At 60.5% G+C, this 26,507-nt stretch carries 23 protein-coding genes; 15 read left to right on the forward strand and 8 right to left on the reverse strand.

Features of this window, described 5'->3' with window-relative positions; all coding sequences use genetic code 11:
• Window positions 1–48 precede the first annotated feature (48 nt).
• Both BFQ00_RS16665 and BFQ00_RS16670 read left to right on the forward strand, forming a co-directional pair.
• Window positions 49–1,944, forward strand: coding sequence for a cytochrome c/FTR1 family iron permease (locus BFQ00_RS16665; protein ID WP_065934150.1), 1,896 nt, complete (start codon window positions 49–51; stop codon window positions 1,942–1,944).
• Window positions 1,945–1,946: 2 nt separating this feature from the next.
• On the forward strand, window positions 1,947–2,402 hold the full coding sequence (locus BFQ00_RS16670) for a YaiI/YqxD family protein (protein WP_065886995.1): 456 nt from the start codon (window positions 1,947–1,949) through the stop codon (window positions 2,400–2,402).
• 126 nt (window positions 2,403–2,528) lie between these two features.
• On the opposite strand, the gene elbB is transcribed toward BFQ00_RS16670, so the two are convergent.
• The gene (gene elbB / locus BFQ00_RS16675; RefSeq protein WP_065893914.1) at window positions 2,529–3,194 is read right to left on the reverse strand and encodes an isoprenoid biosynthesis glyoxalase ElbB; all 666 of its coding nucleotides are present in this window, start codon (window positions 3,192–3,194) and stop codon (window positions 2,529–2,531) included.
• A 115-nt stretch (window positions 3,195–3,309) separates the two neighbouring features.
• Here elbB and BFQ00_RS16680 point away from each other — a divergent pair, with 115 nt between their 5' ends.
• A complete protein-coding gene (locus BFQ00_RS16680) occupies window positions 3,310–4,545 on the forward strand; it encodes a sterol desaturase family protein (protein ID WP_065886997.1) in 1,236 nt (411 codons plus the stop codon).
• Here BFQ00_RS16680 and BFQ00_RS16685 read toward each other — a convergent pair.
• Window positions 4,526–5,161, reverse strand: coding sequence for a DedA family protein (locus BFQ00_RS16685; protein ID WP_065886998.1), 636 nt, complete (start codon window positions 5,159–5,161; stop codon window positions 4,526–4,528). The two genes, BFQ00_RS16680 and BFQ00_RS16685, sit on opposite strands and share 20 nt — an antisense overlap.
• Before the next feature lie 208 nt (window positions 5,162–5,369).
• Here BFQ00_RS16685 and hemB point away from each other — a divergent pair, with 208 nt between their 5' ends.
• Entirely contained in the window at window positions 5,370–6,383 is a 1,014-nt protein-coding gene (hemB, locus tag BFQ00_RS16690) for a porphobilinogen synthase (RefSeq protein ID WP_065886999.1), read from the forward strand.
• Window positions 6,384–6,400: 17 nt separating this feature from the next.
• On the forward strand, window positions 6,401–8,623 hold the full coding sequence (gene ppk1 / locus BFQ00_RS16695) for a polyphosphate kinase 1 (RefSeq protein ID WP_065893912.1): 2,223 nt from the start codon (window positions 6,401–6,403) through the stop codon (window positions 8,621–8,623).
• Window positions 8,624–8,766: 143 nt separating this feature from the next.
• Here the strand turns inward: ppk1 and ppx are convergent, their stop codons facing one another.
• Entirely contained in the window at window positions 8,767–10,269 is a 1,503-nt protein-coding gene (gene ppx, locus BFQ00_RS16700) for an exopolyphosphatase (protein WP_065893911.1), read from the reverse strand.
• Window positions 10,270–10,752: 483 nt separating this feature from the next.
• Between ppx and BFQ00_RS16705 the strand changes: the two genes are divergently transcribed.
• From BFQ00_RS16705 to BFQ00_RS16720, 4 genes are all read left to right on the forward strand, one after another.
• Window positions 10,753–11,409 carry a DUF1120 domain-containing protein gene (locus BFQ00_RS16705; RefSeq protein WP_065887002.1) on the forward strand — a complete coding sequence of 219 codons (657 nt, stop codon included), beginning with the start codon at window positions 10,753–10,755 and terminating at the stop codon, window positions 11,407–11,409.
• A gap of 131 nt (window positions 11,410–11,540) precedes the next feature.
• Window positions 11,541–12,230, forward strand: coding sequence for a fimbria/pilus chaperone family protein (locus BFQ00_RS16710; protein WP_083203321.1), 690 nt, complete (start codon window positions 11,541–11,543; stop codon window positions 12,228–12,230).
• Window positions 12,231–12,237: 7 nt separating this feature from the next.
• Window positions 12,238–14,739 (forward strand): fimbria/pilus outer membrane usher protein, encoded by a 2,502-nt coding sequence (locus tag BFQ00_RS16715; RefSeq protein WP_065934151.1) that lies wholly within the window; start codon window positions 12,238–12,240, stop codon window positions 14,737–14,739.
• Complete coding sequence (locus tag BFQ00_RS16720; protein ID WP_065934152.1) at window positions 14,729–15,277, forward strand: hypothetical protein; 549 nt, start codon at window positions 14,729–14,731, stop codon at window positions 15,275–15,277. Before BFQ00_RS16715 ends, BFQ00_RS16720 begins: the two co-directional genes overlap by 11 nt.
• Here BFQ00_RS16720 and BFQ00_RS16725 read toward each other — a convergent pair.
• The 4 genes from BFQ00_RS16725 to BFQ00_RS16740 are packed head-to-tail and all read right to left on the reverse strand — an operon-like array spanning window position 15,249 to window position 18,088.
• Window positions 15,249–15,986 (reverse strand): amino acid ABC transporter ATP-binding protein, encoded by a 738-nt coding sequence (locus tag BFQ00_RS16725; protein WP_065887006.1) that lies wholly within the window; start codon window positions 15,984–15,986, stop codon window positions 15,249–15,251. The genes BFQ00_RS16720 and BFQ00_RS16725 overlap by 29 nt on opposite strands.
• Window positions 15,973–16,623, reverse strand: coding sequence for an amino acid ABC transporter permease (locus BFQ00_RS16730; RefSeq protein ID WP_065887007.1), 651 nt, complete (start codon window positions 16,621–16,623; stop codon window positions 15,973–15,975). Before BFQ00_RS16730 ends, BFQ00_RS16725 begins: the two co-directional genes overlap by 14 nt.
• Window positions 16,620–17,288 (reverse strand): amino acid ABC transporter permease, encoded by a 669-nt coding sequence (locus tag BFQ00_RS16735; protein WP_065898114.1) that lies wholly within the window; start codon window positions 17,286–17,288, stop codon window positions 16,620–16,622. The genes BFQ00_RS16730 and BFQ00_RS16735 overlap by 4 nt, the downstream gene beginning before the upstream one ends.
• A gap of 14 nt (window positions 17,289–17,302) precedes the next feature.
• Entirely contained in the window at window positions 17,303–18,088 is a 786-nt protein-coding gene (locus BFQ00_RS16740) for a transporter substrate-binding domain-containing protein (protein ID WP_065934153.1), read from the reverse strand.
• 255 nt (window positions 18,089–18,343) lie between these two features.
• Here BFQ00_RS16740 and BFQ00_RS16745 point away from each other — a divergent pair, with 255 nt between their 5' ends.
• The 6 genes from BFQ00_RS16745 to BFQ00_RS16770 all read left to right on the forward strand — a co-directional run bounded on the left by BFQ00_RS16745 (window position 18,344) and on the right by BFQ00_RS16770 (window position 25,617).
• Window positions 18,344–19,039 carry a FadR/GntR family transcriptional regulator gene (locus BFQ00_RS16745; RefSeq protein ID WP_065934154.1) on the forward strand — a complete coding sequence of 232 codons (696 nt, stop codon included), beginning with the start codon at window positions 18,344–18,346 and terminating at the stop codon, window positions 19,037–19,039.
• A gap of 120 nt (window positions 19,040–19,159) precedes the next feature.
• Window positions 19,160–19,489: a thioredoxin TrxA gene (gene trxA / locus BFQ00_RS16750; RefSeq protein ID WP_015886460.1), complete on the forward strand. Its 330-nt coding sequence runs from the start codon at window positions 19,160–19,162 to the stop codon at window positions 19,487–19,489.
• Window positions 19,490–19,723: 234 nt separating this feature from the next.
• Window positions 19,724–20,983 (forward strand): transcription termination factor Rho, encoded by a 1,260-nt coding sequence (rho, locus tag BFQ00_RS16755; protein ID WP_003176825.1) that lies wholly within the window; start codon window positions 19,724–19,726, stop codon window positions 20,981–20,983.
• Window positions 20,984–21,140: 157 nt separating this feature from the next.
• Complete coding sequence (locus tag BFQ00_RS16760; protein ID WP_065934155.1) at window positions 21,141–23,123, forward strand: acyltransferase family protein; 1,983 nt, start codon at window positions 21,141–21,143, stop codon at window positions 23,121–23,123.
• A gap of 59 nt (window positions 23,124–23,182) precedes the next feature.
• A complete protein-coding gene (gene ubiD / locus BFQ00_RS16765) occupies window positions 23,183–24,649 on the forward strand; it encodes a 4-hydroxy-3-polyprenylbenzoate decarboxylase (RefSeq protein ID WP_065887012.1) in 1,467 nt (488 codons plus the stop codon).
• Window positions 24,649–25,617: a CDP-6-deoxy-delta-3,4-glucoseen reductase gene (locus BFQ00_RS16770; RefSeq protein ID WP_065887013.1), complete on the forward strand. Its 969-nt coding sequence runs from the start codon at window positions 24,649–24,651 to the stop codon at window positions 25,615–25,617. Before ubiD ends, BFQ00_RS16770 begins: the two co-directional genes overlap by 1 nt.
• Window positions 25,618–25,798: 181 nt before the next feature.
• On the opposite strand, the gene BFQ00_RS16775 is transcribed toward BFQ00_RS16770, so the two are convergent.
• Window positions 25,799–26,281: a sn-glycerol-3-phosphate transporter gene (locus tag BFQ00_RS16775; protein WP_065934156.1), complete on the reverse strand. Its 483-nt coding sequence runs from the start codon at window positions 26,279–26,281 to the stop codon at window positions 25,799–25,801.
• Window positions 26,282–26,507 lie beyond the last annotated feature (226 nt).

Below are 26,507 nucleotides of genomic sequence, written 5' to 3' on the forward strand. Positions count from 1 at the left end.
TAAAGCTCAACAATAGTGTTACTTCGTATTTCCACCTGAGATTCATTCATGACTGCCCCCTTCCGTTTTCTCGCCTGGCTGATGCTGCCGGTGTTGATGTCGTGCAGCTTCAATCTATGGGCCGCGACCGCCGAAGGCGCACCACAGGCTCTGCATTTGCTCGATTACATCGGCGCCGACTACCCGCCGACGGTAGAGGCGGGCAAGGTGGTGGACGAATCCGAATTTCGAGAACAGGTGGAGTTCCTGGGCGTGCTGCAGGGGCTGGTCGCGCAACTGCCGGAAAAACCCGAACGCGCCGAGTTGATAAAGGGCGTCGATGAGTTGCTGGCGGCCGTCACTGCCCATGCAGACGGCGCAACTGTTGCCCGCCAGGCGCGTCAGTTGGGCGCCAAACTGGCGGTGGCGTATGAAGTCAGCCAGGCGCCGGCGATCACTCCAGATCCCACGCGCGGTGCGCCGCTGTATGCCCAGCATTGCTCGGTGTGCCACGGTACTGCTGGCGCCGGCGATGGCCCGGCCGCCATGGGCATGACACCGCCGCCCGCCAACCTGCGCGATGCTACGCGCCTGGATCGCCTGAGCCTGTATGCGATCTACAACACCCTGGGCCTGGGTGTCGAAGGCACCGACATGCCCTCCTTTTCCGATCAGTTGGATGACCGTCAGCGTTGGGACCTCGCCACTTACATCGCAGGTTTCACAGCGGACCCGGCTGCGGCCAAGAGCGAACAGCCCTTCAACCTCGCCGACCTGGCGCGCCAGACGCCCAACGAAGTGCTGGCGGCAGACGGCCCTGCGGCCGCGGCGACCTTCCGCGCCCAGCGTGCACAACCGCCGCAGGTCAAGCGTGGCCCGGCGCAGTTGCTCGATTACACCTCCGCCACCCTGGACAAAAGCCTGGCCGCGTTCCGTAACGGCGACCACGAACAAGCCTATGACCTGTCGGTAGCCGCTTATCTGGAAGGCTTCGAGCTGGTGGAAAGCTCACTGGATAACGTCGACGCCAACGTGCGCAAGGACACCGAGAAGGCGCTGATGGCCTATCGGCAGTCATTGCAGGACGGCCTGCCGATCGAGCAGGTGCAACAGCGCCTGGACGTGGCCAAGGGCAAGCTCGGTGAGTCTGCCGGCTTGCTCGGCGGCGACGGCCTGAGTTGGTCGTTGAGTTACATCTCCGGTTTGCTGATCCTGCTGCGCGAAGGCCTGGAAGCGATCCTGGTGCTTGCCGCGATCCTGGCCTTCCTGCGTAACACCGGCCAGCAATCGGCGGTGCGCAGTGTCAACGTCGGCTGGGGCCTGGCGCTGTTGGCCGGCTTGGCCACCTGGGCGCTGGCGGCGTATGTGATTGATGTCAGCGGCGCCCAGCGTGAATTGCTGGAAGGCTGCACGGCGCTGTTTGCCAGCGTGATGGTGCTGTGGCTGGGCGTCTGGATGCACGACCGGCGCCACGCGGCAGCCTGGCAGGAATACATCAAGAGCAGCCTGGTGGGCGGCGGTGGACGCTTTGGTTTTGCGCTGCTGGCATTCTTCTCGGTGTACCGCGAACTGTTCGAAGTGATCCTGTTCTACGAAACCCTGTGGCTGCAAGCCGGCCCGGCCGGGCACGACGCGGTGCTGGCGGGCGGCGCCACCGCCCTGGTGCTGCTCGTGGGCCTGGCCTGGGTGATTCTGCGCGGTTCGGCGAAGCTGCCGCTGGCGCTGTTCTTTGGCATCAACGCCGCGCTGTTGTGCGCACTGTCGGTGGTATTCGCCGGGCATGGCGTCAAGGCACTGCAAGAGGCAGGCATCTTCGGTACTCGGCCGGTGGCGTTTTTTGACTTTGACTGGCTGGGCATTCATGCCGATGCGTATTCGTTGAGTGCGCAGGCCGTGGCGATACTGGCGATCGTGGTGCTGTATGGCCGCAGTCGCCTGGCCGAGAAGCAAAGGGCGGCGGCGTAGGCATGCGGGTCTGGATCGACGCGGACGCTTGCCCACGGGCGGCAAAGGACCAAGTGGTGAAATTCGCCCTCAAGCGTCAATTCGAGGTGGTGCTGGTGGCGGGGCAGAGTCAGATCAAACCGGGCTTTTCCTGCGTGAAGTTGATCGTGGTGCCCAGCGGCCCTGACGCAGCCGATGATTATCTCGTTGAACACGCAGTGCCTGGCGAACTGGTGATCTGCAGCGACGTGCCGTTGGCTGACCGGCTGGTGAAAAAGGGCGTCACGGCCCTTGACCCACGGGGCAAGGAGTTCAGCCCGGCGAACATGAGCGAGCGCCTGGCGGTGCGTAACCTGTTCACCGATCTGCGTGAGCAAGGCCAGATGGGCGGCGGGCCGCCGCCCCATGGTGAAAAAGACAAGCAAGCGTTTGCCAATGCGCTTGACCGCCTGCTTACCCGTTTAATGAAGCCTTTGTAGGAGCGAGCTTGCTCGCGAAGAATGTCAACGATAACGCGGGCACTCTGGATGAACGCGGCGCTCTCAGGTTCTTCGCGAGCAAGCTCGCTCCTACAAAAACAAGCTCGTTCCTACGGAAAGAGGATGTCAGTCGTTCTCGTGGGTCAGTTCCAGCACCCGGTCTACCAGCTTGTTGATGCCCGACGCGACTTCACTGATGTTCTTGCCCAGCATATAGGCCGGCGTACTCACCAACTTGCGCGCGGTGTCCTCGACAATATCTTCCACTGTGCATTCCTGATGGGTGGCGCCCATTTTGTCCAGGGCGGCTGCGGTGTCGGCATCGTTGCCGATGGTACAGGTCACGCCGGGGCCGTAGATTTTCGCGGCCAGGGCAGGGGAAATGCAGATCAGCCCCACAGGCTTGCCGGCTTCGGCAAAGGCTTCGGCCAATTCCAGGACCTGAGGGTTGACGCTGCAGCCGGCGCCTTGCACGGCAAAATCCGACAGGTTCTTCGCCGCGCCGAACCCGCCCGGCACGATCAGCGCATCGAAGTCAGCAGCGTTGGCCTCGCGGATATCCTTGACCGCGCCTCGGGCGATGCGCGCTGACTCCACCAATACATTACGCGATTCGGGCATTTCTTCGCCGGTGAGGTGGTTGATCACATGCAACTGCGCAATATCCGGCGCAAAACATTCAACGTGAGCGCCGCGCTGGTCCAGGCGCAGCAGGGTGATCACGCTTTCCTGGATCTCTGCACCGTCGTATACGCCACAGCCGGAAAGGATCACTGCAATCTTTTTGCTCATGGGCATTTCTCCTGATTCATGGCGTTAAATGTCTACTAATTTGTAACCTGTTGCCAATGGGAACTCACGCCACTGCACCTAATCTTGCTGTAACAAAAAAAGACCGGACTAGCCCATGGACTTCGTGCCTTACGCGGTACCGTTTTTCATTGCGTTGATCGTGGTTGAGCTGCTGGCCGACCGCTGGCGCGGTGCGCGCAACTATCGAGTGGCGGATGCCATCAACAGCCTCAGCACCGGGGTGCTGTCCACCACAACCGGATTGCTGACCAAAGGTGTGGGCCTTTTGACTTACGCGTTCGCCCTCAAGCACCTGGCGCTGATCGAGTTGTCGGCCCGGAGTGCCTGGACCTGGGTGTTCGCATTCGTGTTCTACGACTTCTGCTATTACTGGCTGCATCGCATGGGCCATGAGCGCAATATCCTCTGGGCTGCGCACTCCGTGCACCATCAGAGCGAGGACTACAACCTCACCACCGCGCTACGCCAGACCAGCACCGGCTTCTTGCTGAGCTGGATCTTCTACCTGCCCCTGGCCGTGCTCGGTGTGCCGTTAGTGGTGTTCATCAGCGTGGCTTCGCTCAACCTGCTGTATCAATTCTGGGTCCATACACGTCACGTTCCCAAGCTGGGCTGGTTCGAATGGTTCTTCGTCACCCCGTCCAATCATCGGGCCCACCACGCACAGAACGCTCTCTACATGGATCGCAACTATGGCGGGGTGTTCATTTTTTGGGATCGGCTGTTCGGCACGTTCCAGGAGGAAGATGACAACGAGCCGGTGATCTTCGGTGTCACCACGCCCCTGGCCAGCTGGAACCCGCTGTGGGCAAACCTGCAGTTTTATGCGCAGCTGTGGAACGATGCCCGCCGTACTGAAAGCCACTGGGACAAGTTGCGCATCTGGTTTATGCGCACCGGCTGGCGCCCCGCCGATGTGAAAGCCAAGTATCCGCTGGCCAAGCCGGACCTGGCCCGGTTCCGCAAATTCGAGGTGCCGCTGGACAGACGCCAACAGGTTTATGTCGCGCTGCAATTCGCAGTTTACGTGGGGTTTGGCAGCTATCTGATGAATATCGGCGAAGGTCTGCCCACGGAGGCGCTGGTCCTGGGCTGGGGTGCGATGGCGTTGGGGCTGTTCACGTTGGGGGTCGCGTTGGAGAATCGCCCGTGGGCGCTGAAGGCCGAGTGGGTGCGCCTGGGGCTGAATGTGCCCTTGGTAGGGCTGGCCCCGTGGGTCGGGCTGTGGCCCGCCGGCAACCTGGGCTGGCTGGGCCTGGCGAGCTACACCGCGCTCAGCGTGATCGGCCTCTACTGCTGCAGGGGCCGGCTTACGCGTCTGGCGTCTTAGGCGTTTCGACTGGCGCGGGTTCGGCAGCGCGCCGAGCCTTGGCCTCGGCGCATGCCTCGCGGGCGATGCGGGCATTCTTGAAGCGGCGTCGCAGCCACAAGCCAAAACCCAGCACCAGCAAGGCGCCCAGTACCCACAGCTCGTATTTCTTGACGCTGCCGAGCATGCCTTCGAGCACTGCGCCGAAGTGGTAGGCCGCAGCCCCCAGCGCTGCCGCCCATATCGCTGCACCAATACCGTTAAGGATCAGATAGCGCAGGGGCGGGTAGCCGGACAGGCCAATCGCCACGGGCATGACCGTGCGCAAACCGTAGACGAAGCGAAAGCTCAGTACCCAGATATCCGGATGCTTGCGGATATGCTCCAGCGCCTTGTCGCCCATCAATTGCCAGCGCGGTTTGCGCGCCAGCAACTTGCGGCCGTGCTTGCGCCCCATGTAGTACCAAAGCTGGTCACCGGCGTAGCTGCCGAAAAAGGCAACGACCACCACCAGGTTGATATCCATGTATCCACGAAACGCCAGGAAGCCTGCGAGTACGAGGATGGTCTCGCCTTCGAAGAACGTGCCGAGGAAGAGGGCAAAGTAGCCGAAGTCATGCAGAAATTGTTGAAGCATGGTCTAGGGTGCTGGCGAAATGAACGCGCAGCCTACGCCTTCACGAAGATTCATGAAAGTATCGAGATGTGTCACGAAGTGAACAATTCCTGTGTCAGTGCAGAATGTGACTACAGGTCGCATCGATAAGCACAACTGTCATTCGTTCGTCATAATGGCCGCTTATAACTGCACCGCTCGCCCGTAAACGCGGGCTCAGGAGTCTGTCGTGAGCTTTACCCCCGCCAATCGGCTGTTCCCCGCCACGCGTCTGCGTCGTAACCGTCGTGATGATTTTTCGCGCCGTCTGGTACGTGAAAATGTACTGACGACGAATGATCTGATCCTGCCGGTATTCGTGCTGGACGGCGAAAATCGCCGGGAAGCGGTGGCTTCGATGCCAGGGGTGGAGCGCTTGAGCATCGATCTGCTGCTTGAAGAAGCCGCGCATTGGGTGGCGCTGGGCATTCCGGCGCTGGCGCTGTTCCCGGTAACGCCCGCAGAGCTCAAGTCACTTGACGCGGCCGAAGCCTGGAACCCGCAGGGCATCGCCCAGCGCGCCACCCGCGCCCTGCGCGAGCGTTTCCCGCAGCTTGGGGTGATCACCGACGTGGCCCTCGATCCATTCACCACCCACGGGCAGGATGGCATCCTCGATCCGTCAGGCTACGTCGAGAACGACATCACCGTCGATGCGCTGGTCAAGCAGGCCTTGTCCCACGCGGCGGCGGGTGCCCAGGTGGTGGCGCCGTCGGACATGATGGACGGTCGCATCCAGGCGATTCGCGAAGCGCTTGAGTTGGCCGGACATGTCAACGTGCGGATCATGGCCTACTCGGCCAAGTATGCCAGCGCCTATTACGGCCCCTTCCGCGAGGCGGTGGGCTCGGCCCTGAACCTGGGCAAGGCCGACAAGGCTTCGTACCAGATGGACCCGGCCAACAGCCAGGAAGCCCTGCACGAAGTGGCGGCCGACCTGGCCGAAGGCGCCGATATGGTGATGGTCAAGCCAGGGATGCCTTACCTGGACATCCTTTGCCGGGTCAAAGAGGAATTCAAAGTGCCGACCTTTGTCTATCAGGTCAGCGGTGAATACGCCATGCACATGGCCGCAATCCAGAATGGTTGGTTGAGTGAAGGGGTGATCCTCGAATCCCTGACAGCCTTTAAACGTGCCGGCGCTGATGGCATTCTGACCTACTTCGCCGCCCGCGCTGCCCAATTGCTTAGAGAGCAACAATAGCCCTCACAGGAACACTCATGAATACCGAAGGACTTACAGAAGTTGCCGTAAAAGACGCTCATCCGGTGGTTGAACAAGTCGCCGAGACCCCGCCGGAGCTGGAGCCGGCCCCGCCTGCTGTGGTTGCCGAAGCGCCGGCGCCGGCGCCGGTTGCCGTGGTCACCAACCTGGATGACAGCAGCCTGTACATCCACCGCGAGCTGTCACAACTGCAATTCAACATCCGCGTGCTGGAACAGGCGCTGGATGAGTCCTATCCGTTGCTGGAACGGCTCAAATTCCTGCTGATTTTCTCGAGCAACCTGGACGAATTCTTCGAAATCCGGGTCGCCGGCCTCAAGAAGCAGATTACCTTCGCCCGTGAGCAAGCCGGGGCCGACGGCCTGCAACCGCACCAGGCCCTGGCGCGCATCAGTGAGCTGGTGCACGGCCATGTGGACCGCCAATACGCGATCCTCAACGACATCCTGCTGCCGGAACTGGAAAAACATCAGGTTCGCTTCATCCGTCGCCGTCACTGGACCACCAAGATCAAGACCTGGGTGCGCCGTTACTTCCGTGACGAGATCTCACCGATCATCACCCCGATCGGCCTCGACCCGACGCACCCGTTCCCGTTGCTGGTGAACAAGAGCCTCAACTTCATCGTCGAGCTGGAAGGCATCGACGCCTTCGGCCGCGACTCGGGCCTGGCGATCATTCCGGCGCCGCGTCTGTTGCCACGCATCATCAAAGTACCCGAAGAAGTGGGGGGCGCTGGGGATAACTATGTATTCCTGTCGTCGATGATCCATGCGCACGCCGATGACCTGTTCCAGGGCATGAAGGTCAAGGGCTGCTACCAGTTCCGCCTGACCCGTAACGCCGACCTGGCGCTGGACTCCGAAGACGTCGAAGACCTGGCACGTGCCCTGCGCGGCGAGCTGTTTTCGCGGCGCTACGGCGATGCGGTGCGCCTGGAAGTGGCCGATACCTGCCCCAAACACCTGTCGGACTACCTGCTCAAGCAGTTCAACCTGGCCGAATCCGAGTTGTATCAGGTCAATGGCCCGGTCAACCTGACGCGCCTGTTCAGCATCACCGGCCTGGACAGCCATCCGGAGCTGCAATACAAGCCGTTTACGCCGCAAATCCCGAAACTGCTGCAGAACAGCGAGAACATCTTCAGTGTGGTGAGCAAGCAGGACATCCTGCTGCTGCACCCCTTCGAGTCGTTCACGCCGGTGGTCGACCTGTTGCGCCAGGCCGCCAAGGACCCTCACGTGCTGGCCGTGCGCCAGACGCTGTACCGATCAGGCGCCAACTCGGAAATCGTCGATGCGCTGGTGGATGCTGCGCGTAACGGCAAGGAAGTCACCGCAGTGATCGAGCTGCGAGCGCGCTTTGATGAGGAGTCCAACCTGCAACTGGCCAGCCGTCTGCAAGCGGCCGGTGCGGTGGTGATCTACGGCGTGGTCGGCTTCAAGACCCACGCCAAGATGATGCTGATCCTGCGCCGCGAAGCCGGTGAGATCGTGCGTTATGCTCACTTGGGCACCGGCAACTACCACGCCGGCAACGCCAAGCTCTACACCGACTACAGCCTGCTGACCTCCGACGACGCCTTGTGCGAAGACGTCGGCAAGCTGTTCAGCCAGCTCATCGGCATGGGCAAGACCTTGCGCATGAAGAAACTGCTGCATGCGCCGTTCACCCTGAAGAAGGGCATGCTCGACATGATTGCCCGCGAGACCCAGTTTGCCCTCGACGGCAAGCCGGCGCACATCATCGCCAAATTCAACTCGCTGACCGATCCGAAGATTATCCGCGCGCTGTACAAGGCCAGCCAGTCGGGCGTGCGCATCGACCTGGTGGTACGTGGCATGTGCTGCCTGCGCCCGGGCATTGTCGGCGTCTCGCATAACATCCATGTGCGCTCGATCATCGGCCGCTTCCTGGAGCACACGCGGGTGTTCTACTTCCTGAACGGCGGCGAAGAGCAGATGTTCCTCTCCAGCGCCGACTGGATGGAGCGCAACCTCGACAAGCGTGTGGAGACCTGTTTCCCGGTGGAAGGCAAAAAGCTGATCATGCGCGTCAAGAAGGAGCTGGAAAGCTACCTGACCGACAACACCCACAGCTGGAGTTTGCAGTCGGACGGGCGGTATGTACGCAACACGCCGACCGGCAACCAGAACGCGCGCAGTGCTCAGGCGACGCTGCTGGAGAAGCTGGGCAGCCCGATCCTGACGGTGAACTAGAGCCCAACGCGGTGTGAAAAATGTGGGAGGGGCGGTGCGACGATTCGACTTGCCCCCGATGGCAGTGTGTCAGTCACTTATTTGTAAACTGACCCACTGCTATCGGGGGCAAGCCCCCTCCCACATTTGGTTTGCGGTGTGCTTTAGCGCAGGTTCAGGCTGAACCCCACCCGCGTCAGCCACTCCGCTTCCTGGGCGAAGTCCGCCTGGGTCAGCTGGTTTTCGTCCAGCCAGCCTTTGGGGAACATCACTTCCAGACTGTCGCCGTCGGCGCGCAGTTTCACCTGGGGCATTTCCTGGGTGCCGCGGATGTGATGGAACAGGATTGCAAAGCGCAACAGCGCGCACAGCCGAATCAGCTTGATGCCGTCCATGCCGAACTCGGCAAACTTGTCCTTGGGAATATTGCGACGGTGACCGCGCACCAGCAGCGCGAGCATCTGCTGGTCTTCCCGTGAGAACCCGGCCAGGTCCGAGTGCTCGATCAGGTAGGCGCCGTGCTTGTGATAGTGGTAGTGGGCGATGTCCAGGCCCACTTCGTGCACCTTGGCGGCCCAGCCCAGCAGTTCGCGCCATACGCCGTTTTGCAGGTCCCAGTCGTCGGCCACCTGGTCGAAGGCATGCAGGGCTTTGCGCTCGACGCGAGCCGCTTGCTCCAGGTCGACGTGGTAGCGCTCCATCAGCGAACTGAGGGTGCGCTCACGCACATCTTCATGATGATGGCGACCGAGCAGGTCATAGAGCACACCTTCGCGCAGGGCGCCGTCACAGTGGTCCATGCGTTGCAGTTCGAGGGCGTCGAAGATCGCTTCAAGAATCGCCAGGCCCGCCGGGAAGATGGTGCGGCGGTCAGGCTTGATGCCGTCGAAGTCGATCTTCTCGGCATCCCCCAGCTTGAACAGCTTGCGCTTGAGCCACGCCAGGCCTTCGGCATTCACCTCGCCAGTGCCATGGCCGCCGGCCTTGAGCGCCAGGCCGATGGCACGGATGGTGCCGGAGGAGCCGATGGCTTCATCCCAGCTCAGGCGGTGCAGGGCGTGTTCGATACTCATGATCTCCAGCCGCGCCGCCGTGTAGGCCTGGGCATAGCGCGCCGGGGTGATCTTGCCGTCCTTGAAATAACGCTGCGTGTAGCTGACGCAGCCCATCTGCAGGCTTTCGCGCAGCAGGGGTTCGAAACGCTGGCCGATGATGAATTCCGTGCTGCCGCCGCCAATGTCCGCGACCAGGCGTTTGCCCGGGGTGTCTGCCAGCGTATGGGAAACCCCGAGGTAAATCAGGCGCGCTTCTTCGCGGCCGGAAATAACCTCTACCGGGTGCCCGAGGATTTCCTCGGCGCGATGGATGAATTCATTGCGGTTGCGGGCTTCGCGCAAGGCGTTGGTGCCCACTATTCGTACAGCGCCAGGGGGCATGCCGTTGATCAGTTGCGCAAAGCGCTTGAGGCAGTCGAGCCCACGCTGCATGGATTCTTCATTGAGCTGACGTTCGTCGTTGATCCCGGCAGCCAGTTGCACTTTCTCTCCGAGCCGCTCAAGGATGCGGATTTCACCGTTCTGGGCCTTGGCCACGACCATGTGAAAGCTGTTGGAGCCCAGGTCGATGGCTGCGATCAGGGACAGATTCTTGGCTTGGGATTGCGGCATGGTTTGGGGATCTCGGTCGATAACCTTGTCATCGTGCCACGATCGACCGCTGGAGCCAACGCGTTGTGCTTCGGTAATTTTTCTGAAGCTGTCTGCGAGGATTTCTTGTGAGATATGTAGGGTGATATCCCATCATAGCTGCTGAGTAGTGACTTAGTTTTGTAGGGAGTTTTAACTCTGGTTGTAGTCAAGCCGGTTTTTGATTATTCCTACAGAGTGCGTTTGGTTATTCCAGTGATTAATTTGTCTTGGCCTACCTTTAAGTTGTTATTAGGTAGCCTGAAATTTTTACTGTTCTTACAGTGGCCGTAGTTTTATCCGATTCTTTAATTCAGCGCCAAAGCGACACACTGTCATCCGGCAATTTTGCCTTGGTGTTATTTATGTGTCGTTGTGGGTGTCCGGGAAGATAAAGCGTTTGGCGATGGAGCCGCCAAGACGAAAACAGAAAAGCACCTGATAACTTTAAGTGACAGGTCTAATATGAAGAAAATTGTTGGATTGACCCTGGGTCTTGCATGCATGGCGGCAAACATGGGGGCCTATGCCGCCACCAGCGCCGAACTGATCGTCAGGGGCGTCATCAAGCCCGCCGCCTGCAACCTCAGCATGAGCGGCGGTGGCATTATCAACTATGGCGATATTCCCTCCGGCCAACTGTCCCAGACGGCGTTCAACGCGCTTGGCGAAAAAACCACGCCTATCACCGTCAGCTGTGGCAATACGCCGGCCCAGTTCGGTCTCAAGTTTGTCGACCTGCAGGCCGGCAGCAAGGTAACGGGCATACTCACGGCACTCGGCGGAGGTTACACCGAGGCGCACAACTTTGGGTTGGGCACCGTGGCCGGTCGCAAGACCGGTGGTTTTGCCGTCACCCTCAAGGACCTGCGATCGACGAGCGCAACGCTGTCTCCGATCATGCGAGTCAGCGGTGGCGCCTGGCAAAACAGTGATGGCAAGGTTGCACAATCGCCTAGTCAATATTCCTGGCGCAGTGGTTCATCGCCCACGCCTGCCGCGATCTCCCAGTTGACCGGGACGATCACTGTGCGAGCGGTTATCAATAAAGGCCAGGACCTGGACCTGAGCCGCGACGTTACTCTGGATGGGCGCGCAACACTTGAGTTGAGTTACATCTAAGCGTCATAACGACAGTCGATCAAGAGGCTTGATGTTTCTGATCGACTGTTTTTTATGCGCAGCCGGCGATCAGCAGTCAACTTTAAGGTTGTGGGGAGCACAGTGTGTCCAGTCGTTCAGTATTAAAAAATATGCGATTATTATTTGCAATGTTGATGCTCTGTGTTGTCGGTGTTGCGGTGGCAGATGGCATGTTGCCCGAAACCACGGTCATTGTGCTGAACGAAGAACAGGGTGAAGCGACTATAAACATCAAGAATACCGACGCGGCGCCGGCATTACTGCATTCGGTAATAGAAAATGTGCCTGAAGATATGGAACCGCTCTTGATCGTGACGCCGCCTATTGCGCGGGTGGAAGCGGGAGAGACACAACTGGTCCGCTTTATCAGCACTTTGAAGGCACCGTTGAAGACTCAGCGGTTAAAGCGCGTAACTTTTGAAGGCATCCCCCAGGCGCGTGCTGCGGGCGGTGCGACCATTGGTATCACCCTGCGGCAGAACTTGCCGCTGATCCTGCATCCCCAGGGCCTGCCCGTTCATCACACGCCCTGGGAACTGTTGAAGTGGCGGAGCACAGGGCAACGCTTGTCGGTTCACAACGACAGCGCTTATGTGGTGCGCATGGCACCACAGGTCCGGTTATTGCCACAGGGAACCCTGGCTACGTTGCCACGCACCTACATCCTGCCGGGCGAAGCGCTGGCGGTGAAGGTTGAAGGCCCCCTGCAGGGACTCACCGGCATTGAGATTCAGCCGGCCACGATCTACGGCTTTTCGGTAGAAAACTACCGGGCCCCGATCACTGCCGATGGGGGTTGATCAACCCATGACCAACCTGTCGAGTCACCGAACTGGAACATCTTTACGGGCCCGCCGACCCACCCTGCTCGTGGGGGTCGCGACACTCTGGAGTTTGCCTGGCGTTGTCCCGGCGTTGGAGTTGGGCGAGGGCTTTGACCTGGCGGCATTGACCACGCACGGTATTGACCCGAAAGTCTCCGACTACTTTCGCACGGCGGCGCGCTTTCGCGAGGGCACCCAGGTGGTGGGATTGCAAGTCAATGGCAACCCGCTCGGGTTGGTGGACGCGCAGTTCGATGCCAATGGGCAATTGTGCTTTACCCCGGCGTTGCTGGAAAAAGCCGGGTTGGTAAAGCCTGATGGGGTCGTGCGCAAGGGCGCCACCGCCGACCAGGCGTGCCATGACTTCCTGGGAGCCTTCCCCACCACCATGGTGCGGCTGCGCCCGGGCAACGACGAGGTGTCGCTGGTGGTGCCCACTTCATCATTGCGCGGACCGCAGTGGGAAGCCGGGGACTTTGCCCGGGGCGGGGCGGCGGCGCTGTTCAACTACGACGTGCAAGGTTTCGACAGCCATTCGCGCAGCGGGAACAGCCGGTTCGTATCGGCCTACACCGAAGCGGGGTTCAACCTGGGCGATTGGATTGTTCGCAGTCGTCAACTCTATGTCTCCGATAATGGCGTGGCGCACAATGAGCACCTGTATGCCTATGCGCAGCGGGATATCGCCGCATTGCAGTCGACGTTCCAGGCCGGCCAGCTTTCCAGCAACAACCCATTGTTTGGCGGCATCCAGTTGTCGGGTGTGCAGTTTTCTCCCGACGGCCAGTCGCGCGTGCCTGCGGGCAGCAATAATGCCGTGGTGGAAGGCCTGGCTCAGAGTCAGTCGCGCATCGAGGTGCGTCAGTCCGGTGTGTTGATCCACAGTACGCTGGTGCCCGAGGGGCCTTTCCGACTGGCCGGTTTGCCGTTGCTCAATGGTACGAGCGACCTTGAGGTCAGTGTGATTGACGTGCGCGGAGCCCGACGCAGCTTCGTGGTGCCGGCGGCTTCGTTCGCCGGCGCCGTGCCGGCGGCGCCTGGTTATTATTTTTCCCTGGGCAAGATACGTGAAGAAACCCATGGTGAGGGGCCCTCGCCGATTGTCGCCATGGCCAGCGGGACCTGGGGCCTGGGACGTGATTCATCCGGCGGATTCGGCTTGTTGAGCAGCGACGAGTACTGGTCGGCAGGTGGCACGTTGAGCAGTGTGTTTTTCCAGCGGGTATCGCTGGGCGCGCGCCATAACCTGTCCCGCGACAGCCGTAATGCGGTGTCCGGTTCACGCAGTAGCGTATCCGTGAGCAGCCCGGTCTCCGCTGGCATCGATCTCAACCTCAGCGCCACCAGCCAGACCCGGGGCTATCGCGAGGTGGTCGAGGCGGGCCGGCCCTTCAAGGCCGATGTGCTGGAATCGCGATTCAAGAATCAATACACGGCGGGCGTGACATGGGTCGACCCCACCCTGGGGGCGTTCTCCCTGGGCTATACCCGCGGCGCTCAATTCGACGGGCAATCGAGCGAACACGTATTCGCGTCATGGAACAAGTCGTTCCGCTACGCCGATGTTGCGTTGATTGCCGACTCCCAGGTCGGCAGCACCCAGTCCCGCCGTGACGCTGCGCGGGACAGGAACCGGCGCGACACCGTGCGTGAGGATGACTTGTCCCTGCGGTTGCAGGTCAGCGTGCCCTTGGGCGTTGATCGTCGCGTGAGCAGCTATGTCAGCCGCCGTGGGGGGCAATCCCGTGCCGGTACGGCGCTCAATGAGCGGGTCAACGAGTATGTGAATTACGAGGTGGGCGTCGAGCGCGACCTCAGTGCGAGGGAGCAATCGGTACGCGGCCAGGTAGATCTCACGCCGCGTTACACCCGAGTCGGTCTGGGTGCCAGTCGCGACCCATTGGGCACCACTTATAACGGGCAATTGCAAGGTGGCGTGGTCGCTCACGGAGGTGGGATTACCTTCTCGCCTTACGCGGTACAGGACACCTTTGGTATTGCGTCGGTAGGCGACATTGGTGCTGCCAAAATCGACACCCCGCAAGGCCCCGTATGGACCGATTTCACCGGCCAGGCCGTGCTTCCAGGCCTGCCTGCCTACACCAACAGCCACATCGAAGTGCAAACCCAGTCCTTGCCAAAGCGCGTTGATTTGAAGAACGGCACCCGGGTGCTCGCCGCAGGTCGCGGTTCCGTCAACACGGTGGCATTCGATGTGGTGAAAGTGCGCCGTATGCTGGTCAACGCCACGGATGATCAGGGTCGGCCATTGCCCCAGGGAGCTGCGGTGTTCGGCAAGGGCGATCGTTTTCTGACCAGCGTGGTGGGCGAGGGCACGATCTTTCTCAATGACGTGAACGACTTGCAGGACCTGAAGGTTTTACTGCCGGACTCTGCCAGTTGCCTGCTGAACATCTCACCTGGAGGCCAGCCTGACAATGACAAGTTCTTCGAAACCACTGCGGCGGTGTGCCATGGTCGGTAAGCTCGCAAGCATCGGCGCTGCGCTGTTCTGTACGGTGTTGCTGGCCCAGGAGGCACGGGCCGAAAACTGCCGGTTGTCGTTGAGCCAACCGCGTATTGATTACGGTGTCATTCGCAGGGAGGCGCTGGCCGAAAGCGCTACGGTCACGCTCGGTACGCGATCGCTGCAGCTCAACGTGTTGTGTGTCGAGCCATCGGCAATGGCGTTGCGGTTTATCGGTGCCGCCAATGGGCAAACGTTCCGCTTCGGCCAGCAGGGCCGACTGCGGTTGAGCCTCAAGCATGCACAGGTGGATGGGCGTCCCGTCGAATGGGCGATGATGAGCCAGCCTGATGGCGGCGCGGGCGGGCAGTTATTGCCCGGACAAGTCCTGGTGGCCCGTGCCGCAGGGGGACTGGTGACAGGCCAGCGCTTGACGGCCCAGGTCGACATCGACACCGACCTGCCCGCCGACGTCTTGCAAGTACGCAGCCAGACGCTGTTGGAAGGGCAGGGTAGTTTTGAACTGGTCAGCCCGGCTGTTCCACGGAGCCGATGAAATTGGCGAGCTCGGGCGTTTGCGGGTTGGCAAACACGACCTTGGGGTCGCCCACTTCATGCACCTTGCCCTGGTGCATGAACACCAGCTTGTCACCGACTTCGCGGGCGAAGCGCATTTCGTGGGTCACCATGATCAGCGTCATGCCGTCTTTGGCCAGTTGGCGCACCACACTGAGCACTTCATTGACCAGTTCCGGGTCCAGGGCCGAGGTAATTTCGTCGCACAACAGCACCTTGGGCGACATGGCCAGCGCGCGGGCAATTGCTACACGTTGCTGCTGGCCGCCAGACAGGCGGTCGGGGAAGGCATCGAACTTCTCCCCCAGACCCACGCGTTCCAGCATCTGTTTAGCCAACTGCGCTGCCTTGGCCTTGGGCACTTTCTGCACCACCTGCGGCGCGAGCATGACGTTCTCGCCCACGGTCAAATGTGGAAACAGGTTGAACTGTTGAAACACCATGCCGACCTTCTGCCGCAGGCTGCGCAGGTCGGCGCGGGCGGCGTCGAGGTATTCGCCATCGACTTCGATCACGCCGTCGTTGATCGACTCCAGGCCATTGAGGGTACGCAGCAGGGTGGATTTACCCGAGCCACTGCGGCCGATGATCGCCACCACCTGGCCTTCTTCAACGGTCAGGTCAATGCCCTTGAGCACGTGGTGATCGCCGTAATATTTATGCAGGGCAGAAATTCTAAGCAGAGGCATGCAGTCTCCTTTCCAGGTAGCGCGCACTGAGGGACAAGGGGTAGCAGAGCAGGAAGTAACCGAGGGCCACGAGGCCGTAGACCATGAAAGGTTCGAAGGTGGCGTTGGCGAGCATGCCGCCGGTCTTGGTCAGCTCGGTAAAGCCGATGATCGAGGTCACGGCGGTGCCTTTGACCACCTGCACCGAAAACCCTACGGTCGGCGCCACGGCAATACGCAAGGCCTGGGGCAGGATCACGTAGCGCAGTTGTTCAAGGGGGTTGAGCGCCAGGCTGGCCGACGCCTCCCACTGCCCGTGGGCAATGGAATCAACGCAGCCGCGCCAGATCTCGGCGAGGTAGGCGCTGGTAAACAGAGTCAGGGCGATGGCTGCCGCCAGCCACGGCGAGATATCCACACCGAGCAGGGCAACGCCGAAGAACACCAGAAACAGCTGCATCAGCAGCGGCGTGCCCTGGAACAGCTCGATATAGGTGCGCGCAACATTGCGCGCGAATGCCTTTTTGCTGATGCGCAGGATCATCACCAGCAACCCGATCAGGCCCCCGCCGATGAACGCCACCAGCGACAGCAACAGCGTCCATTGCAGGCCGGTGAGCAGGTTGCGCACGATGTCCCAGAAGGAAAAATCACTCATCGACTGTTCCTCATCACATAGCGGCGGCCGATCCAGTTCAGCAGTTGGCGAATCATCAACGCCATGCACAGGTACACCAGGGTGGTCAGGGCATAGGTTTCAAAGGCGCGGAAATTGCGCGATTGAATGAAGTTGGCGGCAAAGCTCAGCTCTTCGGTGGCAATCTGCGAACACACCGCCGAGCCGAGCATCACGATGATGATCTGGCTGCTCAGGGCCGGCCACACCTTGCCCAGTGCCGGCAGCAGCACCACATGACGGAACGCTTCGAAACGCGTCATCGCCAGTGCGGCGGCGGCTTCCAGCTGCCCTTTCGGGACGGCCTGGATGCCGGCACGGATGATCTCGGTGGAATAGGCGCCCAGGTTGATCACCATCGCCAGCACTGCGGCTTGCCACTCCGTGATCTTCAACCCCAGGGAGGGCAGGCCGAAAAAAATGAAGAACAGCTGTACCAGGAACGGCGTGTTGCGGATCAACTCGACATACACCCCGAAAAACCAGGCGAACGGCTGGATTTTCCATGCCCGCACGACGGCGCCGAGCGTGCCCAGGGCCACGCCGAGGATGGCGCCGATTGCCGTCAGCTCAAGGGTGAACAGCGCGCCGCGCAACAGCAGGTCGGTGTTGGCCAGCACCGGTACAAAGTCAAATTGATACGCCATGGATCAACTCCGGCTTAGAGGTCGGCAGGCAAGGGCTCTTTGAGCCATTGCAGCGCGTTCTTTTCAAGGCTGCCGTCGGCCTTGGCCGCGACCAGGATCTGGTTGACCTTCTCCAGCAACGCCGGCTCGTTCTTGTTCACGCCGACGTACACCGGCGAGTCCTTGAGCTTCACTTTCAGCGCAGGTACGCGCTTGGGATTGCGTTCACTGATCGCCACCATCACCACGTTGCCGCTGGCGATCAGGTCGACCTGGCCGGCCAGATAGGCGGCGATGGTCGAGTTGTTGTCTTCAAAACGCTTGATGGTCGCCTCCTTGGGCGCGACAGCCGTCAGCTCGATGTCCTCGATGGCGCCACGGGTCACGCTGATAGTCTTGCCCTTGAGGTCGTCGGTGCTGCTGACGGCGGCGTCAGGCGGGCCGAATACGGCGAGGTAGAAAGGTGCGTAGGCCCTGGAGAAGTCGATGACTTTTTCGCGCTCGGTGTTCTTGCCCAGGCTGGAGATCACCAGGTCCACCTTGCCGGTGGTGAGGAACGGGATGCGGTTGGTGCTGTTGACCGGGGTCAACTCCAGCTTGACCTTGAGTTGGTCGGCCAACAGCTTGGCGGTGTCGATGTCCAGGCCGCGGGGTTTCATGTCGGGGCCTACCGAACCGAACGGCGGGAAGTCCTGCGGCACAGCAACCTTGAGGGTGCCACGGGCGACGATATCGTCCAGACCGTTGGCCTGGGCGGGTGCCTGGCTCAGCATCAGGCTGGCAAACAGGGCAGTGAGCAGGGCGCTGTAGCGCTTGGTCATGGCAACTCTCCGAGAAGGGCGAAGGAATTTTCTGAATTTGCTCAGTGCACAGCCCATGCCAGCCCTCTTGGAAGAGGCTGTAAGGCACGCAGTCGTTGAGATGAGATGGTCTTACTGGTCTGAACAGTCGTTGAGCTTTTCGCACCCTTTTCGAGCGCCGTGAAAGGCGCGCGAGCCCCTTTGGGGCGTGGCTTGCCGGCAGACGTGAATAGCTTTACAACTAGTCACTCAATCGACTGCAACCTTGAGTTTTCCATGAATTCCATCGCCCAAGCCGTACCGGAGGCGGCCCTGCAGGCCATCCGCAAACTGATCAAGGAGCAGGGCTTCGGGCCGGGCGATGCATTACCTTCTCAACGTGATCTGGCGCTGCGCCTGGGCGTCAGTCGGGCGTCGTTGCGCGAAGCGTTATCGTCCTTGAGCGCCCTGGGTGTGGTCAGCGTGCAGCCGGGCAAGGGCGTGTTCGTGCAGGGGCCGCAGCCGCCGTCCGAACTCGCCTGGCCGTTTGCGGCGCAGGCCACGCCGCTGGATATCTTCCAGCTGCGTTACGCCCTTGAAGGGTTCGCAGCCGGTTTGGCGGCGGTCACCTTGACCACCGATGAACTCGACAGCCTCCAGGACAATGTCGAAGCAATGCGCAAGGTGCTTAAGGCCGGTGACTTTGAAAGCGCCGCCCGGCTGGACTTCGAGTTTCATCGGCGCATCCTGCTGGCCAGCGGCAACCAGGCGATGGTGAGTATCCTGAGCGCCAGCGCCGAGGTCTTCCTGGAAAGCCAGAAACTACCGTTCATCCGGCCGGAACGCGCCATGGAAACCTGGCAGGAACATCGCAAGATCCTGCGCGCCCTCGCCCGGCGCACCAGTGCGGCAGCGCAGAAAACCATGCAGGAACATGTACGTAATGCGGCGATGCGCACGGGCATTGCCTTCGTCACACCTGTCTCGCCGTGAGCGGGCGATATTCAAAGTCATGCGCGGCCATAGCAACACTCAATCAGAGGCGGCTTCCTGAACGGGGGAAGGGCGGCTATGATGGGCAACGTTTTTTTTGCTTACAATCCGGAGACATCCATGAGCAACGATCTTATCAAGCACGTCACCGACGCGACCTTTGAGGCCGAAGTACTCAAGGCTGCCGGCCCGGTGCTGGTTGACTACTGGGCTGAATGGTGCGGCCCTTGCAAAATGATCGCTCCGGTCCTGGACGACATTGCAACCACTTACGAAGGCAAGCTGACCATTGCCAAGCTGAACATCGACGACAACCAGGAAACCCCTGCCAAGCATGGCGTGCGTGGTATCCCAACGTTGATGCTGTTCAAGAACGGCAACGTCGAAGCCACTAAAGTGGGCGCGCTGTCGAAGTCCCAGCTGCAAGCTTTCCTCGACGCCAACATCTAAGCGTCGCCAAAAAAGCCCCGAAAATCTCGGGGCTTTTTCGTAAAACAGGGCTAGACGCTCCGAAATTCAGGTGGTACATTCGGCCCCGCACTGGTTTCTCCACTGCCCCCTGCAAGCCGTCGCCGACGCATTCCTTTTCGATTAGTACGCGATCCTGTCGCCTTCTCTGCGGCGCGGCCTCATTAAGCCAAAAGCTTAATTTCCCCCCTCCATAAATGATTACGTCATTCCTATATGAATCTGACTGAACTCAAGCAAAAGCCGATTACCGACCTGCTCCAACTGGCCGAAGAAATGGGCATAGAAAATATGGCCCGTTCGCGCAAGCAGGACGTGATTTTCTCCCTGCTCAAGAAGCACGCGAAAAGCGGCGAGGAAATCTCCGGTGATGGCGTGCTGGAGATTCTCCAGGACGGCTTCGGCTTCCTCCGCTCTGCAGACGCTTCCTATCTCGCCGGCCCAGACGATATCTATGTCTCGCCGAGCCAGATCCGTCGCTTCAACTTGCGCACCGGCGACACCATCGTTGGCAAGATCCGACCGCCGAAGGAAGGCGAGCGTTATTTCGCCCTGCTCAAGGTCGACACGATCAACTTCGATCGTCCCGAGAACGCGAAAAACAAGATTCTCTTCGAGAACCTGACCCCGCTGTTCCCGACCGTGCGCATGAAGATGGAGGCCGGCAACGGTTCCACCGAAGACTTGACCGGTCGCGTGATCGACCTGTGCGCGCCGATCGGCAAGGGCCAGCGTGGCCTGATCGTCGCGCCGCCGAAAGCCGGTAAAACGATCATGCTGCAGAACATTGCAGCGAACATCGCGCGTAACAATCCTGAAGTTCACCTGATCGTACTGTTGATCGATGAGCGTCCGGAAGAAGTGACCGAAATGCAGCGCACCGTGCGCGGCGAAGTGGTTGCCTCGACGTTCGATGAGCCGCCAACCCGTCACGTACAGGTTGCCGAAATGGTGATCGAGAAGGCCAAGCGCCTGGTCGAGCACAAGAAAGACGTGGTGATCCTGCTCGACTCCATTACCCGTCTGGCCCGTGCCTACAACACCGTGATCCCGAGCTCCGGCAAGGTACTGACCGGTGGTGTCGATGCTCACGCCCTGGAGAAGCCAAAGCGTTTCTTCGGCGCCGCGCGCAACATCGAAGAAGGCGGTTCGCTGACCATTATCGCCACCGCGCTGGTTGAAACCGGCTCGAAGATGGACGAAGTGATCTACGAAGAGTTCAAGGGTACCGGCAACATGGAACTGCCCCTGGACCGTCGTATCGCTGAAAAGCGTGTGTTCCCGGCCATCAACATCAACCGCTCCGGCACGCGCCGCGAAGAGTTGCTGACCGCCGACGACGAACTGCAGCGCATGTGGATCCTGCGCAAGCTGCTGCACCCGATGGACGAAGTGGCCGCTATCGAGTTCCTGATCGACAAGCTGAAAACCACCAAGACCAACGACGAGTTCTTCCTGTCGATGAAACGCAAGTAATACGGCGTTTCAGGTCCGAAAAATGGCGTCCCGCCCGGGGCGCCATTTTTTTTGCGTCGAGATTCATCGTTTTTTATGGCATAAGTGTCCGTTAAGTAACAAAAATTGTATCCGCGACTACGCTCACTCCTTTCGTCACAGACTGACCACAATTCTTATGACCACTCTTGCTTACCGCAGGGACATTGACGGCCTGCGTGCCATCGCTGTCCTCGCAGTCGTGCTGTTTCACTTCGGCGTTCCTGGCCTCACCGGCGGTTTCGTTGGCGTCGATGTCTTCTTCGTCATTTCCGGCTTTTTGATCACGTCCATTATTTGGCGTGAGCGTCAGGCCGGGCGCTTCAGTTTCATCGACTTCTGGGCTCGGCGCGCACGGCGCATCCTGCCGGCGCTATTCGTAATGATTGCGGCCACGCTCGCGGTGGGCTGGTTTCTGTTGGCGCCCAAGGACTACGAAGAGTTGGGGCGGTCTGCGCACTATCAGGTGACCTTTACCTCCAACCTGTTGTTCTCGCGCCAGCATGGCTACTTCGATGCAGCTTCTGACATCAAGCCCCTGCTGCACACCTGGTCGCTGGCGGTAGAAGAGCAGTTCTACATTTTCTTCCCGCTGTTGCTCACGCTGCTTTCAGCTCGCCTGAAGCACTGGCGCCTGGCGCTGTTCGCGGTGCTGCTGGGCTCGTTTGGCATGAGCGTCTGGGCGGTTGAGCACGAGCCGCAAAAAGCCTTCTTCCTGCTGCACCTGCGTGCCTGGGAATTACTGGCCGGTGCGATGCTGGCGGTGCTGCCCAAATATCAATGGCGCGCTTCGCCTGCCCTGGCCCAGGGGGTCAGCCTGGCCTCCATGGCACTGATCCTGATCGCGGTATTCGGTTACGACGCGAAAACCCCGTTCCCCGGTCCGGCCGCGCTATTGCCGGTGCTGGGCGTGGTCGGGTTGATCTGGGCCAACGGGCAGCAATACACCTGGGTCGGGCGCCTGTTGAGTACGCGGCTGATGGTTGGTATCGGGCTGATTTCCTATTCCTGGTACCTGTGGCACTGGCCGGTGTTCGTATACGCCAGCTATGCCGCGGTGGATGGCTTGAGCGTCCTGGAACTGGCCGGCTTGATGCTGCTCTCGTTGGTGCTGGGCTACCTGTCCTGGCGCTTCGTGGAAACGCCGTTCCGGGAAAAACGCTTGCTGGCCTCGCGTAAGGCAATTCTTGCTTCAGCCGTGGTCGGCATCCTGGGTCTGGGCTTTACTGGCTTGGCGATCCGTGAATTCGACGGTGTGCCGTCGCGCTTGTCTGAGCAGGCGTTGATTTTCGCGAAGGCAAAGAAGTGGAGCCCGGAGTTGATGGCGTGCATGGCTGACAAGGACACGCCCGATGAGCGGTTGTTCTGCCATTTCGGTCCCAAAAGTCAGTCGGTCTCGGCGCTGGTGTGGGGCGACAGTCACGCCACCGCGTTGATTCCGGCGCTTAAAGAGGGCGCTGATCGCCATGATATCAGCGTGATCGAAGCCAGCTTTGCCGGCTGCATCCCCTTGGATGGCCTTGAGAACATTGCCCGGTGTGCGCATTTCAACCATCGCGTTGAGAAGGCGATGGCCGAGAAAAAAATCAGCGATGTGGTGTTGGCGGCGCGCTGGAGCCTGTATGTCTACGGGCAAATGTCGGGTGACAAAGAGCATGCGCTCAAAGACCCCAGCACCGGCGAGTACGTGCAGGCTGTGGCTGAGCAACGCTTTGCCCAGGGGATGCGCGAGCGCATCCAGGCGCTGCGCGCTGCGGGGCACAAGGTCTGGCTGGTCAAGGAGGTGCCGCTGCAGGAAATCATCGTGCCTTACCGCCTCAGTCGCCTGGCAATGATGCACCGACCGTTTGACGGCGAAGGTCTCGACGTAGCCAAGCATCTCAAGCGCCAGGCGTTTATCAGCCAATTGTTCGATGAGCTGGCGGCCGCCGACAGCGGCGTCGCGGTGCTGGACCCGGCGCCCTCGCTATGCGGCACTGATGGCTTGTGCCGGGTCGAGCTCAACGGGCGCGCGCTGTACACCGACGATAATCACCTGTCTGAAGTGGGCGCGCGGCATATCCAGGCCTTTATGGAACCGCTGTTCAGTTCGCTGCAGTCACGGGGGCTGACGGCCAATTAAGCTGCCAGCCGCCTCGAGAGCAGGTAGGATGTACGCCTATTTTACGGGTGGCATGGTTAATGAAATTCAAGGATCTTCGGGATTTCGTGCAGCAACTTGAGCAGCGCGGAGAGTTGAAACGTATCCAGATGCCGATTTCACCGGTACTGGAAATGACTGAGATTTGCGACCGTACCTTGCGTAACAAGGGCCCGGCGCTGTTGTTCGAGAACCCGACCGGCTACGACATCCCGGTGCTCGGCAACCTGTTCGGCACTCCCGAGCGCGTCGCCTTCGGCATGGGCGCCGAGGCGGTCAGCGAGCTGCGCGAGATCGGCAAGTTGCTGGCCTTCCTCAAGGAGCCCGAGCCGCCCAAAGGTTTGAAGGACGCCTGGTCGAAGCTGCCGATCTTCCGCAAGATCATTGCCATGGCGCCCAAGGTGGTCAAGGACGCGGTGTGCCAGGAAGTGGTCATCGAAGGCGATGACGTCGACCTGGCCATGCTCCCCGTGCAGACCTGCTGGCCTGGCGACGTCGGCCCGCTGATCACCTGGGGCCTGACCGTCACCAAAGGTCCGAACAAGGACCGCCAGAACCTCGGCATCTACCGCCAGCAAGTGATCGGCCGCAACAAGGTGATCATGCGTTGGCTGAGCCACCGTGGCGGCGCCCTGGATTTTCGCGAATGGTGCGAAAAACACCCGGGCCAGCCATTTCCGGTCTCTGTGGCGCTGGGCGCCGACCCTGCCACCATTCTGGGCGCAGTGACGCCGGTGCCGGACAGCTTGTCCGAATACGCCTTCGCCGGCCTGCTGCGTGGTAACCGCACCGAGCTGGTGAAGTGCCGCGGTAACGATCTGCAAGTGCCGGCCACCGCCGAAATCATCCTGGAAGGTGTGATTCATCCCGGCGAAATGGCCGATGAAGGGCCTTACGGCGACCACACCGGTTATTACAACGAAGTCGACAGCTTTCCGGTGTTCACCGTTGAGCGCATCACCCATCGGATCAAACCGATCTACCACAGCACCTACACCGGTCGGCCACCGGATGAGCCGGCGATCCTTGGCGTGGCGTTGAACGAGGTGTTCGTGCCGATCCTGCAAAAGCAGTTTCCGGAAATCACCGACTTCTACCTGCCGCCGGAAGGTTGCTCGTACCGCATGGCCATCGTCACCATGAAGAAGTCGTACCCAGGCCATGCCAAGCGGGTAATGCTGGGTGTGTGGTCGTTTTTACGACAGTTCATGTACACCAAGTTCGTTATCGTCACCGACGACGACATCAATGCCCGCGACTGGAACGACGTGATCTGGGCCATTACCACGCGCATGGACCCCAAGCGCGACACGGTGATGATCGACAACACGCCGATCGATTACCTCGACTTCGCTTCGCCGGTGTCGGGGCTCGGATCGAAAATGGGCCTGGATGCCACTCACAAATGGCCGGGTGAAACCACCCGCGAGTGGGGCCGGGTCATCGTCAAGGATGACGCCGTGACTGCTCGCGTCGATGCAATCTGGAAAGAATTGGGAATAGATTGATGCGTGTAACCCTGCAACCTTCCGGCGCGGTACTGGAACTGAACCCCGGCGAACGCATCCTCGACGGCGCGCGCCGCCTGGGCTACGAATGCCCGCAGGCGTGTCGCAACGGCGTATGCCACGTGTGTGCGGCGTTGTTGGTGGAGGGCCGTGTGCAGCAGGGCGGTGAAGTGCGCGATCATGGTGAGTTCTACACCTGCATCGCCGAGCCGTTGGAAGATTGCATTGTGTTGTGGGATGGCGTGCTGGCGCCGGGGGAATTGCCGGTGCGCAAATTGTCGTGCCAGTTGAGCGAATGCGTGGAAGTCGGCGGCGATGTGTGGCGCGTGCGCCTGCGCGCGCCGGCTGGCAAGGCGGTGCGTTACCACGCCGGCCAGTACCTGATGATCGAGCGTGAGAACGGCGAGAAGTCGGCGTTTTCCCTGGCATCGGCACCTCACTGCGGCCGCGAGCTGGAACTGCATGTGCTGGCCCGCGAGGACAGCGCACGCAACCTGTTGGACCAGCTACAGCGCAACCGGATGGCGCGGGTTGAACTGCCGTTCGGTGACACCCACCTGGCCCAGTTGCCGGACGGACCGCTGGTGCTGATCGCCGCTGGCACCGGCATGGCCCAGATGCACAGCCTGATCGAGCATTGCCGGGCTTCCGGCTTCAAGCACCCGGTGCACCTGTATTGGGGCGTGCGTCGCCCGGAAGATTTCTACGAGATCGAGCACTGGGATCAATGGCGGCAACTGCCCAACCTGTTCCTGCACAAAGTCGTCAGTGACCTGTGCGGTTGGGAAGGGCGCTGCGGCTTGCTGCATGAAGCCGTGTGCGAAGACATTACCGACCTCAAGGCCGTGCACGTGTACGCCAGCGGATCACCGGCGATGATCTACGGCACGCTGGATGCGTTGGTCGACGCCGGGATGGATGCGCACCAGATGCGCGCCGACGTATTCGCCTACGCCCCACGTCCCTGACGTAATCATCGTATGGGAGGTGGCTTGCCCTGATGCCGCCCTCTGTAGGAGCGAGCTTGCTCGCGAAAAACTCACAGGCACCGCGTTCATTCAGGAAACACGCGTTATCGTTGACGGTTTTCGCGAGCTAGCTCGCTCCTACAGACAGGGCTTGCACCCTCCCACATTGATTTGCGCCCGTTCAGAATCTTAGTCCAGTCGTCACCATCGCTGCATTGAACCCCAGCAACACCAGTTCTGCCGCCATCGGCCCGTAATGCGTGCCCACGGACGGGATGATGACGGGCGCCACGCCATAACGGTTCAGGGGGATCTTGTCACGGTACTTGCCGCGATAACCCTGGATCGCCCCACCCGTGACCTTCAGGTACACCGGGTACTCGGCCATGTCATAGCGCTTGCCGGCGTATGCGTAGTAGGCGCGTTGCCTGAACGAGTTGCGAAAGGTCGCCGCGCCATAGACCAGGCCCGACGCTTCGTTGCGCTCCAGTCCCAGCAGGTTTTGCTGGTTGTTGTGCTCGGGGTCGGGCGCGAAATGCCGGGTGTAGACGCTGGTCTGCGCGTACCAGAAGCCTTTGTCGTCGTTTGCCGGTGGGGTTTCAGCTGCCAGTGCAGTGGTGGCCTGGGCCAGGAACAACAGGCCAGGCAAGCGGATTTTGTGCATGGGCGGCCTCGATAGTCGATTGGATGAGCGGCTAAGTGGGTCGTGATGTGTGCGGCATTTTGGCGGATTGCCCGCTGCTCAGGCTGAACCTGGGCTGAAAGCGCTCGGATTGCCGTCGCGGTGGCTGATGAGCGGGGGAGGGTGCTTATGCATTCGCTTATTCTTTTAAGGTATTTATTTTATTTGATGAATATCTTTAGGCTATATGCCAACGGACTACCGACTT

The organism is Pseudomonas sp. 28 E 9, assembly GCF_900004785.1.
GTDB classification, from domain to species: Bacteria; Pseudomonadota; Gammaproteobacteria; order Pseudomonadales; family Pseudomonadaceae; genus Aquipseudomonas; species Aquipseudomonas orientalis_A.

Excerpts from the sequence above, each read along its gene's own strand:
- BFQ00_RS16665 (WP_065934150.1), top strand. The coding sequence starts at position 49 with ATGACTGCCCCCTTCCGTTTTCTCGCCTGGCTGATGCTGCCGGTGTTG.
- BFQ00_RS16670 (WP_065886995.1), top strand. The coding sequence starts at position 1,947 with ATGCGGGTCTGGATCGACGCGGACGCTTGCCCACGGGCGGCAAAGGAC.
- elbB (WP_065893914.1), bottom strand. The coding sequence starts at position 3,194 with ATGAGCAAAAAGATTGCAGTGATCCTTTCCGGCTGTGGCGTATACGAC.
- BFQ00_RS16680 (WP_065886997.1), top strand. The coding sequence starts at position 3,310 with ATGGACTTCGTGCCTTACGCGGTACCGTTTTTCATTGCGTTGATCGTG.
- BFQ00_RS16685 (WP_065886998.1), bottom strand. The coding sequence starts at position 5,161 with ATGCTTCAACAATTTCTGCATGACTTCGGCTACTTTGCCCTCTTCCTC.
- ppk1 (WP_065893912.1), top strand. The coding sequence starts at position 6,401 with ATGAATACCGAAGGACTTACAGAAGTTGCCGTAAAAGACGCTCATCCG.
- ppx (WP_065893911.1), bottom strand. The coding sequence starts at position 10,269 with ATGCCGCAATCCCAAGCCAAGAATCTGTCCCTGATCGCAGCCATCGAC.
- BFQ00_RS16705 (WP_065887002.1), top strand. The coding sequence starts at position 10,753 with ATGAAGAAAATTGTTGGATTGACCCTGGGTCTTGCATGCATGGCGGCA.
- BFQ00_RS16710 (WP_083203321.1), top strand. The coding sequence starts at position 11,541 with ATGCGATTATTATTTGCAATGTTGATGCTCTGTGTTGTCGGTGTTGCG.
- BFQ00_RS16715 (WP_065934151.1), top strand. The coding sequence starts at position 12,238 with ATGACCAACCTGTCGAGTCACCGAACTGGAACATCTTTACGGGCCCGC.
- BFQ00_RS16720 (WP_065934152.1), top strand. The coding sequence starts at position 14,729 with ATGGTCGGTAAGCTCGCAAGCATCGGCGCTGCGCTGTTCTGTACGGTG.
- BFQ00_RS16725 (WP_065887006.1), bottom strand. The coding sequence starts at position 15,986 with ATGCCTCTGCTTAGAATTTCTGCCCTGCATAAATATTACGGCGATCAC.
- BFQ00_RS16730 (WP_065887007.1), bottom strand. The coding sequence starts at position 16,623 with ATGAGTGATTTTTCCTTCTGGGACATCGTGCGCAACCTGCTCACCGGC.
- BFQ00_RS16735 (WP_065898114.1), bottom strand. The coding sequence starts at position 17,288 with ATGGCGTATCAATTTGACTTTGTACCGGTGCTGGCCAACACCGACCTG.
- BFQ00_RS16740 (WP_065934153.1), bottom strand. The coding sequence starts at position 18,088 with ATGACCAAGCGCTACAGCGCCCTGCTCACTGCCCTGTTTGCCAGCCTG.
- BFQ00_RS16745 (WP_065934154.1), top strand. The coding sequence starts at position 18,344 with ATGAATTCCATCGCCCAAGCCGTACCGGAGGCGGCCCTGCAGGCCATC.
- trxA (WP_015886460.1), top strand. The coding sequence starts at position 19,160 with ATGAGCAACGATCTTATCAAGCACGTCACCGACGCGACCTTTGAGGCC.
- rho (WP_003176825.1), top strand. The coding sequence starts at position 19,724 with ATGAATCTGACTGAACTCAAGCAAAAGCCGATTACCGACCTGCTCCAA.
- BFQ00_RS16760 (WP_065934155.1), top strand. The coding sequence starts at position 21,141 with ATGACCACTCTTGCTTACCGCAGGGACATTGACGGCCTGCGTGCCATC.
- ubiD (WP_065887012.1), top strand. The coding sequence starts at position 23,183 with ATGAAATTCAAGGATCTTCGGGATTTCGTGCAGCAACTTGAGCAGCGC.
- BFQ00_RS16770 (WP_065887013.1), top strand. The coding sequence starts at position 24,649 with ATGCGTGTAACCCTGCAACCTTCCGGCGCGGTACTGGAACTGAACCCC.
- BFQ00_RS16775 (WP_065934156.1), bottom strand. The coding sequence starts at position 26,281 with ATGCACAAAATCCGCTTGCCTGGCCTGTTGTTCCTGGCCCAGGCCACC.